The 16026-nt window shown below is 68.5% G+C and carries 14 protein-coding genes; 3 read left to right on the top strand and 11 right to left on the bottom strand.

Annotated elements, in window-relative coordinates:
- Nucleotides 1–4: 4 nt before the first annotated feature.
- From xrtA to AC1GI4_RS16350, 11 genes are all read right to left on the bottom strand, one after another.
- Nucleotides 5–1534, bottom strand: coding sequence for an exosortase A (gene xrtA / locus AC1GI4_RS16400; RefSeq protein WP_479630212.1), 1530 nt, complete (start codon nt 1532–1534; stop codon nt 5–7).
- Nucleotides 1531–2691 (bottom strand): TIGR03087 family PEP-CTERM/XrtA system glycosyltransferase, encoded by a 1161-nt coding sequence (locus tag AC1GI4_RS16395; protein ID WP_479630211.1) that lies wholly within the window; start codon nt 2689–2691, stop codon nt 1531–1533. The genes xrtA and AC1GI4_RS16395 overlap by 4 nt, the downstream gene beginning before the upstream one ends.
- Complete coding sequence (locus tag AC1GI4_RS16390) at nt 2688–3725, bottom strand: FemAB family XrtA/PEP-CTERM system-associated protein (protein WP_479630210.1); 1038 nt, start codon at nt 3723–3725, stop codon at nt 2688–2690. Before AC1GI4_RS16390 ends, AC1GI4_RS16395 begins: the two co-directional genes overlap by 4 nt.
- Nucleotides 3722–4603, bottom strand: a complete 882-nt coding sequence (locus tag AC1GI4_RS16385; protein WP_479630209.1) for an XrtA system polysaccharide deacetylase — start codon at nt 4601–4603, stop codon at nt 3722–3724. Before AC1GI4_RS16385 ends, AC1GI4_RS16390 begins: the two co-directional genes overlap by 4 nt.
- Nucleotides 4593–5900 (bottom strand): ExeA family protein, encoded by a 1308-nt coding sequence (locus AC1GI4_RS16380; protein WP_479630441.1) that lies wholly within the window; start codon nt 5898–5900, stop codon nt 4593–4595. Before AC1GI4_RS16380 ends, AC1GI4_RS16385 begins: the two co-directional genes overlap by 11 nt.
- A gap of 19 nt (nt 5901–5919) precedes the next feature.
- A complete protein-coding gene (locus tag AC1GI4_RS16375; RefSeq protein WP_479630208.1) occupies nt 5920–7644 on the bottom strand; it encodes a hypothetical protein in 1725 nt (574 codons plus the stop codon).
- Nucleotides 7644–8651, bottom strand: coding sequence for an AAA family ATPase (locus tag AC1GI4_RS16370; RefSeq protein WP_433910171.1), 1008 nt, complete (start codon nt 8649–8651; stop codon nt 7644–7646). The genes AC1GI4_RS16375 and AC1GI4_RS16370 overlap by 1 nt, the downstream gene beginning before the upstream one ends.
- A gap of 62 nt (nt 8652–8713) precedes the next feature.
- Entirely contained in the window at nt 8714–10225 is a 1512-nt protein-coding gene (locus AC1GI4_RS16365; RefSeq protein ID WP_479630207.1) for an XrtA system polysaccharide chain length determinant, read from the bottom strand.
- Between the two features lie 12 nt (nt 10226–10237).
- Nucleotides 10238–10876, bottom strand: a complete 639-nt coding sequence (locus tag AC1GI4_RS16360; protein WP_433910169.1) for an XrtA/PEP-CTERM system exopolysaccharide export protein — start codon at nt 10874–10876, stop codon at nt 10238–10240.
- A gap of 95 nt (nt 10877–10971) precedes the next feature.
- The gene (locus AC1GI4_RS16355) at nt 10972–12192 is read right to left on the bottom strand and encodes a pyridoxal-dependent decarboxylase, exosortase A system-associated (RefSeq protein WP_479630206.1); all 1221 of its coding nucleotides are present in this window, start codon (nt 12190–12192) and stop codon (nt 10972–10974) included.
- Nucleotides 12189–13679 (bottom strand): acyl-CoA ligase (AMP-forming), exosortase A system-associated, encoded by a 1491-nt coding sequence (locus AC1GI4_RS16350; protein ID WP_479630440.1) that lies wholly within the window; start codon nt 13677–13679, stop codon nt 12189–12191. Before AC1GI4_RS16350 ends, AC1GI4_RS16355 begins: the two co-directional genes overlap by 4 nt.
- Before the next feature lie 495 nt (nt 13680–14174).
- Here AC1GI4_RS16350 and AC1GI4_RS16345 point away from each other — a divergent pair, with 495 nt between their 5' ends.
- Genes AC1GI4_RS16345 through AC1GI4_RS16335 form a run of 3 tightly spaced genes read left to right on the top strand, consistent with a single transcriptional unit; the run spans nt 14175 to nt 15915 of the window.
- Nucleotides 14175–14423, top strand: coding sequence for an acyl carrier protein (locus AC1GI4_RS16345; RefSeq protein ID WP_479630205.1), 249 nt, complete (start codon nt 14175–14177; stop codon nt 14421–14423).
- Nucleotides 14420–15115 carry an alpha/beta hydrolase family protein gene (locus AC1GI4_RS16340; protein ID WP_479630204.1) on the top strand — a complete coding sequence of 232 codons (696 nt, stop codon included), beginning with the start codon at nt 14420–14422 and terminating at the stop codon, nt 15113–15115. Before AC1GI4_RS16345 ends, AC1GI4_RS16340 begins: the two co-directional genes overlap by 4 nt.
- Nucleotides 15103–15915, top strand: coding sequence for a hydrolase 1, exosortase A system-associated (locus tag AC1GI4_RS16335; protein WP_479630203.1), 813 nt, complete (start codon nt 15103–15105; stop codon nt 15913–15915). The genes AC1GI4_RS16340 and AC1GI4_RS16335 overlap by 13 nt, the downstream gene beginning before the upstream one ends.
- Nucleotides 15916–16026 lie beyond the last annotated feature (111 nt).

The raw sequence follows: 16026 nt of genomic DNA, 5'->3' as shown, positions 1-16026 counted from the left end.
AGGGTCAGCGCCTTCCCGTCAGCCGGTCGGCAAAGGCGGCGACCGGCCCCAGCGCGCGGACGAAGGCTTGAATCGCGCGCGGGTCGTCGCCCTCGCTCGACACATGCACCGCCACCGCCGTCTGGCGCTGCCCCAATAGCCGGGCCTTCATCGTTTCCAGTTTCACGCGCCGCATATCCGGGGTCAGCGTATCGCCGATCCAATACCATGTCGCAACGTCACGCTCGACCGGCTGGCCGGTCGGCCCCGTCGTGGTCAGCCGCATGGCATCGCCGCCCGCGATGTCGCCCAGATCGGCGACGCGAATCCAGCGATCATCCTCGTGCAGCACGCCGGTCCCGAACGCGCCCAGCTTGCCGCCCTCCTGCTGGCGGGCGAAGACGCCCACGGCCAGATCGACCTGATGGCCCTCGCCGTCGCGATAGCTGCGCAAGAGCACGGCATCCGCACCGGGATAGTTCGGGCTCCAGGGCGTCAGCTGCTGCACCGGGGTCCAGCCGGGCACATCGGGCAGCGCCATGTTGCCGGGCAGGACCGCCGCGCGCGATCCGGCGAAACCGCTCCAGCTGGGGAAGACCGCCGCGATCGCCACCGCCAGCAGCGCGGCGATCAGCGGGTCGATCCGGCGGCGCGGCATGGCCGACAACCGTGCCGGGTCGAAGGCCGGGTCATCGGGCGAGCGGTCGAAGAACTGCCACCCGATCGCGAGTACCGCCGCCATGACGATCGCGAAGAACACCCATCCGAAGACGATATGGTCGAACCCGCCCGCCACCTCGATCGAGGTCTTGTCGGCGGCGAAGATCGTCCCCCAGGCCCGCACGCCATTGGCCAGCACCGGCACGATCAGCGACACGATCATGAAGATCGCGCGCCGCCAGGGCGAACGGAAGCATAGATTGGCGACCAGTGCGGCGAAGGCGACCATGGCGAGCACGAACTTCGATCCCGAACAGGCCTCCGCCACCTCGAACCAGTATCGGCCCGCATGGATCAACACGCCGTCGGCCGAAGCGGGAATGCCGCTCCAGTCGAGCAGCGGCATCACGATCGATACGGTGACCTGCTGGAGCGGCCTTTCCAGTTCGGCACCGAACGGCACCAGGAACCAGGCATAGGCGAGCGGGAACAGCATCCCCCGCGCCACCATCGGCCCGAGCAGCGTCAAGACCGCCCCTTCCAGCATCGCGACCAGTCCCAGATGGCGGACCAGCGCGACGGTCGCGGACTCGCCGAGCAGCCAGAGCAGCCCGCCGCCCGCCACCGCGAAGAGCCCCGGCCACCAGGCGGTCGGGGTCAGTCGCGACAATTCTACCCGGCGCTGCCATATCAGCCAGCCGACGACCGGCCCGATGAACAAGCAATGCCCATAGGTGGTGCTGGTCCACCAGATATCGACCAGATGGGCGACATCGGTGCGGAACAGCAGCAGGACGAACAGCGCCACCCCGGCCAGCAGCGCGAGATGATAGGGCCAGCGCCCCTGCCCCGGCCCGACCTGTTCCTCCGTACCTGCCATGTCCCCTGCGCTCACGATGCGATGTTCCCCAGCAGTCGGTCGAGTGGCGCCAGCCGCGCCCTCCAGTCATAGCGCGCCAGGACCCGCGCTCGCGCCGCGCCCTTGTCGACCGGGCCGTTCAAAGCGGCAATGACGTGATCGGCAAAGTCGTGGTCGTCGCCTGCGACCGCGATCGTGCCGCCATGGTCGATCCCTTCCGCCGCGGCCACCGACGCCACGATGGGCCGCGCCATCGCCATCGCCTCCAGCAGCTTGTTCTGGATACCGCGCGCCAGATCGAGCGGGGCGACGCAGACGGCGGCGCGGGCCAGCCAAATCCGAGTATCGGGCACCTCGCCGGTCACGAGCACCGCGTCGCTGGCGAGCCGCCGCACCGCCGGGGTCGGTGCGCGGCCGACAATGGCGAAGCGCGCCGTCGGACAGGCCTTGCGGACCAGCGGCAGGATCTGCTCGGCGAAGCGCGTCACCGCGTCGATATTGGGGCGGTAGTCCATCTGCCCGGTGAAGACGATCAACGGGCCGTCATATTCGCCGGGATCGACGATGGCAGGGTCATAGTGCGCGGCATCGATACCGTTTTCGACCGCCAGAACATGGCCGCGCCCGCCACCGGAGCGGAACAGCGCCGCCTCGGCCTCGCTGACGAACAGGGTCGCGGCGACGGACTGTGCGACGTAACGCTCATAGCGGCCGAGCAACCGGGCTTCACGCTTCAGGACGGAGCGCATGCCCGGCCCGGCAGTTTGGGCGAGGCTGGCGAATTTGGCGGAGTCGACATCGACCATGTCCATGATCGTCGGCTCGGCCCCGCGATACTGCGCCATCTGGCCGGAGAAGATATAGGTCGCGGCGATCGGATGGCGCGCCCGGATGTCCGCCACCGCGCGGGTCATGCCGGGATGAGCAAAGGCCGTCAGCGATACGGGCTTGCCGGTCACCAGCGCCTGTACCCCCGCCACGGGCATCGGTTTGGTGCGGCGCAGGATGTGATGGCTGGCGAGTTCGGCGCGAAGCTCGGGCGGCAGTTCCTCTTCCGCCGCCTGTTCGGCGAAGGCGCAGAGATGGACGCGCCAGTCGCGGGCCAGATGGCGCAGCACATGATAGCTGCGGATCTTGTCGCCGCGATCGGGCGGAAAGGGCGCACGGTGCGCGAGGAACAGCAGGTCCTTCAACCCAGACCCCGCGCGATCGGCGGCCCGACGATCTGCGCGACACGGACGGGCAGACGCTTCCACACCGCGATCATCAACGCATATTTGGGGTTGAGCGGATTGATCGCGCGCGGGCCGTGAACGCTGCGGCTGGCATAGACCAGCGGCTGCCCCTCGAACCCCCAATTCTTCTTGAACGCCGCGGCCCCCGTCCCGACCTTCGAGCGGCCGAAATCGAAGCTGTGGCACCCGCGCTGCCGGGCGTGGCGCATCAGCGCGAAATACATCAGGTCATTGGCGCGCAAGCCCCGCGCGGCCTGTGTGCCCCCACCCCAATAGGGATAGACGGTGCCGCCGTGATAGAGGTTGAGCACGCTCGCCACCGCCCGTCCGCTATGCCGCACGGTCAGCACATCGGCGTCGAGCCGCGCCACCGCCTCGCGGAATAGCTTCGCCGGGAAGACGGGTGTGCCGAGATTGCGGACGGACTCGGCATAGACTCGGTAATGCTCGGCCAGCATCCGGGGATCGCGGCCGGTGACGACCTCCAGATCCTGCGCCAGCGCCTTGCGCAATTCGGCGCGTTGCTTGCGGGGAACGGCCTTCATCTCGGCCTCGTCATCCGCCGCGATGGGACGGACGAACCCCAGATAGCTCTCCGCATCGGCCGTCCAGCCGCCCGGCACGGGGCCGCCACGCAACTCGACCGACTCGATGCCCTTGTCAGCAGCCAAGGCCCAGGCCGCCTCCGCCAATGCGTCGACGCCTTCGCCCAGCACGCCGCCATCGACACCGAAGCCGGTCGACACCATCGCCGCGCCAAATAGCGGCGAGCGGATTTCGCTGAGCGGCAACGCGCCGATGATCGCGCCGTCCGCTCGTTCCGCGAGCAGATAATGCGCCGTCTGGCCGCACCCTTTCGCGCCAGCCTTCAGCCAGCCGGTCAGATGGAAGGGCGTTCCCTCCGCCTGTCCCGCGACAAAGGCGTCGATCCGCGCGCACTCGGCCTCGCTCGCCAGATCGGCGACGAGGATCGTCGGCGCCAAGGCGCTCATGCCAGCCGCGCCGCTTCCTCGGCCGCGACCTGATCGACCCGGCCCCAGTCATGACGGCCGAGCAGCCCGCGCAGCTTGCCCGCCATCGCGCTCAGGCGGCTGTAATGACGGATGCGCGAGCGGAGCGGCGCATGGGCGACGCGTGGCTGGTCGGGATCGACTTCCCAGGGGTGGAAATAGAAGATCGCGCCGTGGCGGTCGCGATTGACCTGCCCCACCGCGATATCGGTCAGCTTGGCGGGCAGCATCCGAAAGAAACCACCGCCGGTCGCCAGCCGCCTGCTACCCCATTGCGCCACCGTCACCGGCAGCTCGATCAGGTCGGCATCCGTCAGCGGCCGCCAGGCATAGCGCGGCGACTCGGCCCAGCCATAATGGTCGTGGCGTAGCGGCGCGACGCTGGAGGAATAACGATAACCCGCCTCGGCCAGCACGGGATGTGCCCAGGGGGTGCGCTGGTCGATCGAGAAGCTCGGAGCGCGATATCCGGTGACGGCCTGGCCGCTGGCATCCTCGATCGCCGCCTGAGCGCGGGCCAGATCGGCGCGGAACTGGTCGGCGGTCATGGTGAAGACGCGCTGATGGTCCCAGCCATGGCTGGCCATCTCATGCCCCGCATCGACGATCCGGCGGATCAGCCCCGGATGGCGATGCGCCACCCAGCCCAGCGTGAAGAAGGTCGCGCGCGTCCCCGTCTCGGCGAACAGCGACAGGACGGCATCGGTATTGGCCTCGACCCGGCTGTCCAGCCGGTCCCAGTCGCCCTTGTCAATCGTCCGCTCGAACGCCCCGACCTGAAACCATTCCTCGACATCGACCGACATGCCGTTGAGCGGCAATGTCTTTGTCTGGGATTTTGCCTTGACCTCAGGCGGCATGGCCCCAGGCTCCCGGTCGGATCGTGGCACCGGCTTCGCGACGGACCTCGCCACGATTGTCGATCTCGGACCAGTCGACCAGCAGGGTCAGCACACGGCGCAAAGCCGCCTCCTGCTGTTCCAGCCGGGCTTCGAGTTGCGCGACACGCGTTTCCAGCGCGGCGACCGGCGACGGTTCGGCGGCAGGCGCGGGCTTTTCCTCCACGACCGGCGGCCGGGGTGCGGCCGGCTCGGGGATCGGACGCAGCGACACGGGTTCGGGCGCGGGCGGCGGAGCGACGACACGGTGCGTGCCGCGCGGCGCCTCCGGGCTCTCGGCCATGACGCGGGTGATCGGATCGGCAGCATGGCCGTTCAGATTCAATCCGCTTCGCAGCGTGCCCGCCGAGAACAGCGGATCGCCCAGCCGTGCGGACGTGTTGAAGATCGGCGCCACGGGTTCGGGCTCGGCCGCGATGGGCATCGGGGCATCGCGCCCTGCACCCATATCGGCGGCCATGTCGGCGGCGACGCTCTCGACCGTCTGGCGGCCGATCAGCTCGACACCCTCGATCGCGGCCTGCAACAGGACGCGGCCCGCCAGCACGTTCAACCGGCGCGGCACGCCGCCGGATGCGTCGTAGAGCGCATCGAAGGCATCGGCGGCGAAATCGGGCCGCCCCGTCCAGCCCGCGACCGCCAGGCGGTGCGCGATATAGTCGGGGACTTCCTCGGGCTCCATCGGGTCGAGGTGATGGATGGCGATGACGCGCTGGCGCAGTTGCTCGACGGCGGCCGAGCCGAGCAGACGCTCGCGAAATTCGGGCTGTCCGACCAGCAGGATCTGGAGCAGCGCATGGCCGCCCGCCTGGAAGTTGGACAACATGCGGAGTTCTTCGAGCGAGGCGAGCGGCAGCGCCTGCGCCTCGTCGACGATGAGCAGGATGCGGCGGCCCTCACGCGCGACGCCGTTCAGTGCACGCTCGATCGCGGTGAGCAGCGCGGCCTTGGTCAGCCCTTGCGCATCGACGCCCAACTGCCCGGCCAGCACACGCAACAGGTCCTGCGGCTCGACCGCGGTCGACACGATATGCAGGACGCGCAGCCGCTTGGTGTCCAGCGTCTCGACCAGATGACCGACTAGCGTGGTCTTGCCCGCGCCGACATCGCCGGTGATGACGATAAAGCCCTCACCCTGCGCCAGCCCATAGCCCAGATAGGCCATCGCCTTGCCATGGGTCGCCGTCTGGAACCAGAAACGCGGGTCCGGCGTCAATTGAAACGGGCGTTCGCCCAGACCGAAATGGGTCTCGTACATCATCGTGCCTTTCGGCCGGTCAGAATTGATACCGTGCGGCGATCAGGGCCTGTGCCGACAGGGCACTGGACAGGTCGCCGACCTGGAAGTGGTACAATCCAACCGACGCGGTTGTTCCGAGCCGACCGAAGTTGCGGTAATAACTGGCGGTCGTCCCCAGCGATACCACGTCCTCGGCTCCCGCCAACCTAGAGACGTAATAGTTAACGAAGCCATTAACGTTAAGCCCCGAATTGGGACCAAAGGCACGACCGAGGAAAATCTGGCCGTAATAGCTGTCGTCCTCCACGCCCGACACGATCAGGCCCGGTGCCCCGTCGGGAGCGAACAGGCGGCGGCTGGTATAGCCCAGCCCGACGCCCATGGTGGAACGCCCCCGCTGGTACGACACCGCCATGTCAAATCCGCGCGCCCGGTAGACCGCGGTCTGCACCGATTGCAGCGCGCCGTTCAGGCATCCGCCCGGGGACGTGCCACCCGCCGAGAAGGTGCAGCCGTTGAACTGCTGCGCAAAGGCATCACGCGTCTCGACGAAATCGGTGGGCAGCGAGGAAAGGCCGTTGCGCAACTGACGCCCGAAGGTCTGGATGCCGTCATAGAGCGCCGCCTGGAAGACGATGTCGCGGGATGCCTGGTAACGGGCCAGGCCGGTGACGCTGAGCGAGCCGTAACGCTCGCCGACATGCCCCTCGACCGAGGTGCGGCGATCAGGTCGCCAGATCACGCCCGCGTCATAATACACGCCGTCCGTGCGATAGGCGATGCGGCGCGGGCCGGTGGGATTGGTGATGAACCGGCCCCGGCTGTCGACCAGCGGGCGACCGGCGGCGTCGACCTCCGGGTCGCGCTGGCTCGATTCGATGCGCTCGTAGCCGACACCGGCGGTCACCGCGACATAGGGCGAAATGGGCTTCAGCACGTCGCCGCGCACGAACCAACCTTCGTAACGCTGGGAGAGTTGCCCGGCATCGTCGCGCTCATAGGCGGCGTTGGCCGACAGGCCGACGGGCGCGACGGCACCGGGCCGTGCGGTGGCGCTGACCGTCGCGATCTGGTTCCAGCTGTCGCTGAAATAGTCGAGCCGGGGCTGCCCCGGCGCCAGCCCGCCCAGCCCCGGCGTTTCGGCGCGCGTATAGCCCAGCCGATAATTCGCCCCGATCTGCACCGGCCCCGCCCGCGTGGTGAGCGAAGGCCCCGCAAAGACCGAATAGATTTGCGAGATATTGGCGACATCGCCAACCAGCACGCCGGGGGCCGCGCCCCGGATATCCGCACGGGTCCGCGTCGCCAGCGCACCGGCGTCCAGCCGCAATTCGCGCGTCAGGGCATAGGACCCACGCGCCAGGCCGCTATGGATATCCCCGTCCCCCGCCCGGTCGCCCCAGCCGATGCGGTGCTCGTAACGATAGCTGACCTGGCCCTGCGCCCGTGCGGTCTGCACCTGCGCGTTCACGCCCGCCGCCAGCGTCGTATAGGTCACCGCATCGCCGCCCGTCAGATCGGCGACGAGGACCTGCCCCAGCTCGACATAGGGGGTGACTTGCGCGCGGCGGCGCTGGGGCGCGGCGGCGCGTGATCCATCCCCCGTCGCCGTCTGGTCGGTGGCGGTCGCACCGGGCGTAGCAGAAGCGGAGCCCGGCACGGCGCCCCCGGCCAGCGGCGCGCCCTGCATCTGCGCGGCGACCGCGCTCGGCCACACGGCCAGCGTGCAGATCATGACCGTCAGGGTGGGCCGCATCCCCATTACGATGCGCCGTCTTTCCCATATTTGCCGTAATAGCCGAACCGGCGGCTGCCCGGCACAAAGGCAACGCTGTTCAGCACCAGCTGGATATGATCGCACGCATCGAGCAACCCGATCGCCGCGGTCAATTCGCTCTCCGGCGTACGATCCGCGCGAACCACCATCATCACCTGCCCCGCCAGCATCGCCAGTACTGAGGCGGGCGACGCGGCCAGCACCGGCGGCGAGTCGAAGATCACCAATCGGCGCGGATTGGCGGACAACAGCCGCTGCAGCACGGCGCGCGTCCGTGCCGAGGCCAGCAACTCGGTATCGTTCGCCGTCCGCGTGCCGCAGGGCAGTACCGCCAGATGCGGCACGTCGGTCTGCATCACCAGCGACTCGACATCGATCTGGCCGTCGACCAGCGCATCCAGCAGCCCCGGCCCCTCCGACAGCCCCAGCCGCCCCAGCACGTCGGGCTTGGCGACATCGGCGTCGACCAGCAGCACCTCGGTATCGCGTTCCGCCGCCAGCGACAAAGCCAGGTTGACCGAACAGAAGGTCTTGCCGTCCTGCGGCCGTGCGGAGCAGACCAGGACGACCCGCGCCCTGTCCTCGTCACCGCCGTCGAACAGACGCTGGCTGGTGATGATGAGCTGGCGCTTGACCAGCCGGAACTCCTCCGCCAGCGGCCCGATCGGCGCGCCGGGCACGATCATCCCGTTTTCCGCCAGCATCGCGCGGTCGACCATCGCGACATCGGAGATGCCGGGATCATATTCCGTGGCCAGGAACTCGTCATCGCCGGGGCGCGCCAGGAACTCGGCCGGGATCGCGCTCAGCGAGGGGTCGATGGGAGCGGGTTCGACAAAAGCGGATTCGGGCTCCTGCCGCGAAATCGGCGGGGCCGCATCAATCGGCCCGGCGGGCGGCGTCCTTTCTGCCCCCTCGGGCTCGGGTAGCGGCTCGGGCGCAGGCGCGTCGCGAAGCTCGGGCACACGGACATAGGATTGGAAATCATACACTTTCGCCGCCCGTTCGAGCAGCGAAGGTTCCCGGCGGGGTCTGGAGGGTTTCACCGTTTCGTTCACGCGGCCATTCCCCGCTGTAATAGCTCGATTGCCAGGACCATCCCATAGGCCGCGCCCAGTGCCGCCGTCCCGCCAAGGAACAGTTTCATCCGTCGCGCCCGCGCCGTCGCCTGGTTCCTCGTGACGACTTCGCCGATCGCGCCGATCACCGGCATCCCCAGCGTTCGTTGAAGCGATTCCGGCGTGGTGAAGGTCTGGCGCAGCTTGGACAAGGCAAAGGCCGATCCGACCCCGAGCCCCAATCCGGCCAGGAACACGCCGCTGAGCAACAGCAGGCGGTTCGGCGAGGCGGGCGCGCGCGGGTAGGTCGGCGGATCGATCACGCTGAAGCGCATCGAGTCGGTCTGGTTCTGCGCCTGACCACGCAGCGCCACCTGCTCACGCTGCCGCAGCAGCTGGTCGTAACTGTCTTTCAGAACCTGATAATCCCGGTCGATCGCGCCTTGCGCGGCGGCGGCCTGCGGATCGGTCGCCAGGCTGGCGTTCAGGCGATCCAAGTCGTTCTGCAACTGGCTCTTGCGGATCTTCAGGCTGGCGAGTTGAGACTGTTTTTCCGCCGCCATCGACTGGAGCGACATGTAGAGCGGATTGGGCTGGCCCGCCGGTCCCGCCCCTGCGGGCTCAGCCTTTACCGCGGCCTGAGCGGCGACCAGCTGGTTCTTGAGCGCGATGACGTCGGGATGGTTCTCGGTATAGCCGCGGGCCCGCGCATCGGCGAGCTGGCCCTGAATCGCCGCCAGCCGCGCGCGTGCCGGGCTGACCGCGACGCCGCCGCCTTCGCTTACCGTCCGGGGAGTGCCCGCCAGCTGGCCCTGCACGGCCGCGACGCTGGACTGTGCCGCCGCCAGATCGCTGTCGACCTGCGCCATCTGCGAGCGGGCAAGGCCGATCCGGTCGGCGACCGATCCGGTGCCCGGCAGGCCGCCCGCGAACTGGTTCAGATATTGCGCGCGCTTGGCCTCGGCGATCTGAAGCTGTTTCTGGCGTTCGTTCAACTGCTTGTCGAGAAAGGCCAGGCTCTGGCTGGTATTGTTGCGATCACCCATCAGGTTGGATTCGACGAAGATGTCGATCAGCTTCTGGGCGACCTGCTGCGCCAGCTTGGGGCTGGACTGGGTGACGGTCAGCTGGAAGATCGTGTCCTGCTGGTTCTCGATCTTGATCGCCTGCGCCAGTTGCGCGACCCGCGCCGCGACATCGGCGTCGCTCGACACCGTGCTGGCCAGGTCGGTGCCGCGCACCACCTTTTGCAGGTTGATCGCCGAGATCAACGTCTGGCGGACCTGATCGACCGAGTCCATCTGACTGTTCGGCCCCGTCGACATGCCATCAGGCAGCAATTGCGAATTCTGGACCGCGATGCGCGCGCGGGATTCATATTTGCTGGGGATCTGGGCGACGAACAGCCACCCCAATATGCACACGGTCCACGCCACCGCCAGCGCCAGCCAGCGGCGTATCCATATCGCGTGGATCGCGATCCTGATCTCGTCCTGAATGCTCGACACCCGCGCGCTGCCTCAGAACATCGATTCGGGGATGATGATGACGTCGCCCGGCTCCAGCCGGACATTGGCGCTCGAATCGCCCTTGCGCAGCAGGTCGTTGATCTGGAGCGCATATTCGCGCTGCTTGCCGGTATCGCGATCGGTGCGCACCAGCTTGGCCTTGTTGCCCGCCGCAAACTGATTCAGTCCGCCCACCGCGATCATCGCGTCGAGCAGCGTCATGTTGGCGCGGTAGGGGATCGACGCGGGCCGCTCGGTCGCGCCGACGATGCGCACCTGCTGGCTATAGGTGCCGGAGAAATTCTCGACGATCACCGACACGATCGGGTTGGAGACATATTCCGACAGCGCCTTTTTCAGGTCGTCGGCCAGCATCGCGGGCGTCTTGCCGACGGCGGGCATGTCGTTGACCAGCGGCGTGGTGATACGCCCGTCGGGGCGGACCTGCACCTTGGTCGACAGGTCGGGATTGCGCCAGACGAAGATGTTCAGGGTATCGAGCGGGCCGATGACATATTCCTCGCCCGGCTGTTCCTTGCGCGCGACATATCCGGCGGACGGCAGTTCGGGCTTCTTCACGGCCGTCGAGCAGGCGGTCAGCGTCGAGGCGCAAAGGCCTGCGAACAAGAGGGGGCGGGCGAACGATGCCATGCGAATGGTACTCCTGAACCCTTCGCCTCCCAGGGTACGGAGACGAAAGGCAAATTGCGCAATATCGCTATGCCACCCAAGAGGTGAACAGAGCGTTATGCCGATCCGCCGATAATCTCGTCGGCCGGGGGATGCCCCAGAAACGCCGCAGGGCTGGCCGTCGCTCCGTAGGCACCCGCCAAAAAGATCGCGACGATATCGCCGACCCGCGCCGCAGGCAGCGCCACCCGGTCGCCCAGCCGGTCGAGCGGGGTGCAAAGCGGCCCGACGACCGATACCGTCTCCACCGCCTCGGCCCCCATCGCATGGGCGACCGCCAGCGGATAATTGCGCCGGACGACGGTGCCGAAATTGCCGCTGGCCGCCAGCTGGTGGTGCAACCCGCCGTCGAGGATCAGGAAGGTCTCGCCGCCGCTGTACTTGCGATCGATGACGCGCGCCAGATAGACCCCGGCCTCCGCGACCAGCCAGCGGCCAAGCTCGATGGCGAAGCGGCTGTCGGCCAGGATCGCCGGGCGCGAAGCGAGCGCCTGTTCCAGCGCCTGCCCGACCGTTTCGACCGGCAACGGCTTGTCCCCGGCGAAATAGGGTACGCCAAATCCGCCACCCAGATTGACCAGCGGCGGCGCGTGCCCCGCCTCGTCCGCCAGCCGGGCGGCCAGCGCGATGGTGGCGGCCTGCGTATCGATGATCGCCTGCGGATCGAGCGCCTGGCTGCCCGCATAGATGTGAAAGCCGCGCCAGTCGGCACCCGCCGCGATCAGCTCGCGCACCAGTGCGGGCACCCGCTCGGCATCGATGCCGAAGGGCGATGGCCGCCCGCCCATCTTCATGCCCGAGCCGCGCAGCTCGACATCGGGGTTCACCCGAACCGCCAGGCGCGGGCGCACGCCCAGCCCATCCGCGATCGTCAGCGCGCGATGGGCCTCGCCCTCGGACTCCAGGTTGAGGGTCACGCCTGCGACGATCGCAGCCGTCAGCTCGGCATCGCGCTTGCCGGGCCCTGCGAAGCTGATCGGCTTGCCCAGCGGCGAAACCTTGGCGAGTTCGCCCGCCGAAGCGACGTCGAACCCGTCGACCATGGGCGCCATCGCCGCCAGCAAGGGTGCGAACGGGTTGGCCTTGATTGCGTAATGAAGATCGATCGACGGGAAGGCGGCGCGAAACCGTGCGACGCGGCTGGCGACGATCGCGCGGTCATAGACGAAGACCGGCCCTTCCCTGCCCTCCATCCACGCCTCGGCGCTCCGCCCGGCGATGGTCAGCGCGCCCGTCTGTGCGGCGAATTCGGGCGGGATCGGCCCCATCGGTTTCATGAGGTCGTATCCTTGTCGGTCCAGTCCCGGCGCAGCGCGGCGCGGTCCAGCTTGCCATTGGCGTTGCGGGGCAGCGCCTCGGCCCAGGCGATGTGCGACGGCTGCATGAAATTGGGCAGGTCGCGCTTCAATCGGCTGCGAAGTGCTGGCTCCTGCATCGGATCGCCGCCCAGCACCAGGACGATCGCCTGCCCCTGCGCTTCGTCGGGGATGCCGAAGGCCACCGCCTCGCTCGCTTCGCCATCGGCCAGCGCCGCTTCCTCCACCTCTTGCGGGCTGATCCGGTTGCCAGCGACCTTTATCATCTCGTCATCGCGTCCGACGAAGCGGAGCAGGCCGTCCGCCCCCTCGACCACCGTATCGCCCGACCAGACCGCACGCGCATGGTCCGGTGTCGGGCGGAAGCGCTGCGCGGTTCGTTCGGCATCGCGCCAATAGCCCTGCGCGACGAGCGGCCCGGCATGGACCAGCTCTCCCGGCTCGCCCGGTGCCGCACGGCTGCCATCGGGGCGCAGCACCATCACCTCGGCAAAGGGAATGGCGCGGCCGATCGCATCGGGATGCGCATCGATCAGCGCGGGGTCGAGATAGGTCGAGCGAAAGGCCTCGGTCAGGCCGTACATTGCATAGAGGTCCGCCGCCGGGAACAACGCCCGCAACCCCCGCACCAGCCGCGGGGTCAAAGCGCCCCCCGAATTGGTCAGCCGCCGGATCGAGGCGACGGCCTCCTGCGGCCAGTCGATACCCAGCAACTGCGTCCAGAGCGGCGGCACCCCCGCCAGCGTCGTCGCACCGTGGCGCGCGACCGCCTTCACCACGTCGCGCGGGGTCAGATAGTCGAGCGGCGCGACCGCGCCCCCGGCGACCCAGGTCGAAAACAGCTGGTTCTGGCCATAATCGAAGCTGAAGGGCAGCACGCCCAGCACCCGATCATCGGGCGCCAGCTTTAAATAATGGGCGACCGATACCGCGCCGTACCAGAGATTGGCATGGCTCAGCATCACCCCCTTGGGCCGCCCCGTCGAGCCGGAGGTGTATAGGATCGCCGCCAGCGCATTGGTATCGGCCGCCGACCGGGGCAAGGCATCGCCCTCACCCGCCTCGGTCATAACCGGCACGCCTTGCGGGACATCGCCCGCCTCCAGCGTCGCGGCGCGCGCGGCCTGGGTCAGCAGCATCGTCGCGCCGCTATCGGCCAGGATATGCGCGACCTGGCCGCGCTTGAGCAGCGGGTTGATCGGCACATGGACCAGCCCCGCACGCGGCGCGGCCAGCGGCATCAGCGCGGCCGTGCGGGTCTTGGGCAGCCAGCTTGCCACACGGGCGCCGGGTACGAACCCCTGCGCCGCCAGCCATCCCGCCAGCCGCGCGACGGCGTCTTCCGCTTTCGCAAAGCTCAGTCCGCCATCGCGGTCGAGCAGCGCAGGGGCATCGCCCGCCCCGCGCAAGGCATGGTCGATCGGATAAGCAGTCGGATCGAGGATCATGCGCGCCATCTACTAGAGACGACAAGGCAAAGTCGAGCGGCGGGTCCGGGGATCGGCCCCTCCACTGGCATGCGGCCTTTGGCCATACCTATCCCCTCCCGCAGGCCGAAGGGGGCTTTGCCTTGGCCACGCCCTCCGTCCCACACCTCTCCCCTCCCGCAGGCGGAAGGGGCTGGGGGAGGGCTTGAGTCTCCTGCACTCTCCCCAAAGGCTGCCCCCCTACGGAACCAGACAACAACCGTCAGGACACCGAAACCCACCGCGTCCCCTCCCCCAACCCCCTCCCGCCTGCGGGAGGGGGCTTTGCCTTGGCCACGCCCTCCGTCCCACACCTGGCCCCTCCCAAAGGCAGGAGGGCTCGTGCGTCAGCTACCCAACCCGGCGCGAAGGGGCAGGTCCAACACCCGTTGCCCAACGCCCGCCGCCGCACTAACGCTGTCGCAAACATTACAACGAGCAGGGCGACAGGGTTTGGAACTCCAAACGAACGGGCAAGTGGAAGCGACGGTGCGCGGCGTGCTGGTCGATGTGCTGGGCCTGTCGGCCGAGCGGGTGGACGGCTTCGACGCGGACACGCCCCTGTTCGGCGCGCTGCCCGAGCTGGACTCGATGGCGGTGGCGGGCGTGTTGACCGAGCTGGAGGATCGCCTGGGCATCCTGATCGAAGATGACGAGGTCGACGGCGAAATGCTGGAGACGTTCGGCCAGCTCGTCGCCTTCGCGCAATCCAAGGCGGGCGCTTGATCGACTATTATGACTGGCCCGGCGGGCGTGAGGCGATGTTGCGCTTCGGCCCGGCGCAGGGGCCAGTCGCGTTGGTCGCGATGCCCTTTTGGGAAGAGGCGAACCGGACGCGCAGCCTGGCGGTGGCGGTGCTGCGGCGGCTGGCCGATCACGGCATCGGCGGAGCGTTGCCCGATTGGCCGGGCACGGGCGAGAGCCTGATCGACACCGAAAAGGCCAGCCTCCTGCAATGGCGCGACGCGCATCAGGCGGCCGCCGAGGCGCTGGGCGACCGGCGCTGTTACGCCGTGTCGATCCGGGGCGGCGCGCTGGTCGACGGCTTTGCGCTGCTGGCCGGGCGCTGGCACCTGACGCCGATGACGGGCGAAGCGGTGCTGCGCGACGTGATCCGGGTGCGTGCAGCGGCCGGGCTTCGCGGCGACGGGCATGGCGTGTTCGGCGCGGAGTCGCCCGTACGGGTTGCGGGCAACCGGGTCTCGCCGCACTTCCTCGCCGGACTGGCGGGGGCAGAGCCCTTTGCCCCGCCCGGCGTGCCGCGCCGCGTCGTGCGGCTGGGGCACGATCGCGCCCCAGCCGACCGCCTGATCGATGCCGTACCGCCCTGGCGGCGGGCCGAACCGCAGGAAGACCCTGAACTCGCCGCCCGGCTGGCCGAGGATATCGCGCAGTGGATCGCGTCATGCGAAGGCTGATCTCCTTTCCCTGCGAGGGCGTGACGCTGTTCGGCACGCTGGACGAAGCGCACAGCGACACCGGGCTGATGATCGTCTCCGGCGGCAATGAGCCGCGCATGGGCGCGCACCGGGGCCAGGCGATGCTGGCCGCTCGGATCGCCGCCCGTGGCTTTCCGGTGGTCCGCTTCGACCGACGCGGGGTCGGCGACAGCGAGGGCATCAATGGCGGCTGGGCATCGAGCGGCCCCGACATTGCCGCCGCGGTCGATGCCTTTGCCGACGCCGCGAACCTGACCCGTGTCATCGGCTTCGGCAATTGCGACGCGGCAGCCGCGCTGGCGATGTTCGGCGCGGAGGCGGGGTTCGCCAAGGTGCTGCTATCCAACCCATGGCTGTCGGACGAGCCCGACACCCTGCCCCCCGCCGCTGCGATCCGCCGCCATTATGCGAAGAAGCTGGTCAACCCGGCCGAATGGCTGCGGCTGGCACGCGGGGCGGTCGATCTGGGCAAGCTACGCCAGGGGCTGACCAAGATCGCCGCCCCTCCCTCGCCGCTCGACGCCACCGCCGCGCCGCTGATCCGCGCGATCCATGGCTGGGCCGAGGATGCGGCGATCATCGTGGCACAGGGGGACGCGACCGGCGTCGCCTTCCGCGCCGCCGCACGCGGATGCGGTTTTGCGATCGAGGCGCTGGCAACGGATTCGCACAGCTATGCCGACGCGCTGGATACCCTGGAACGGGTGATCCTGACCCATCTGGCGGAGGCCGCATCGGACGGAGCGAAGCCTTTGCCCGTGAACGCCCGGCTGTCGTAATCTCTTATCTGTCCGAAGACGAATACGCCGCCGGAACGCAGCGCCGGCCCGCATTTCGAATTACGTCACTCCCTTAACAGGACGCGCCGAGACACTCCGGATTGCCTCGCT

The sequence above is a fragment of the Sphingomonas sp. 77B genome, from assembly GCF_056497825.1.
This window is presented reverse-complemented; position numbering and strand designations above follow the sequence as displayed.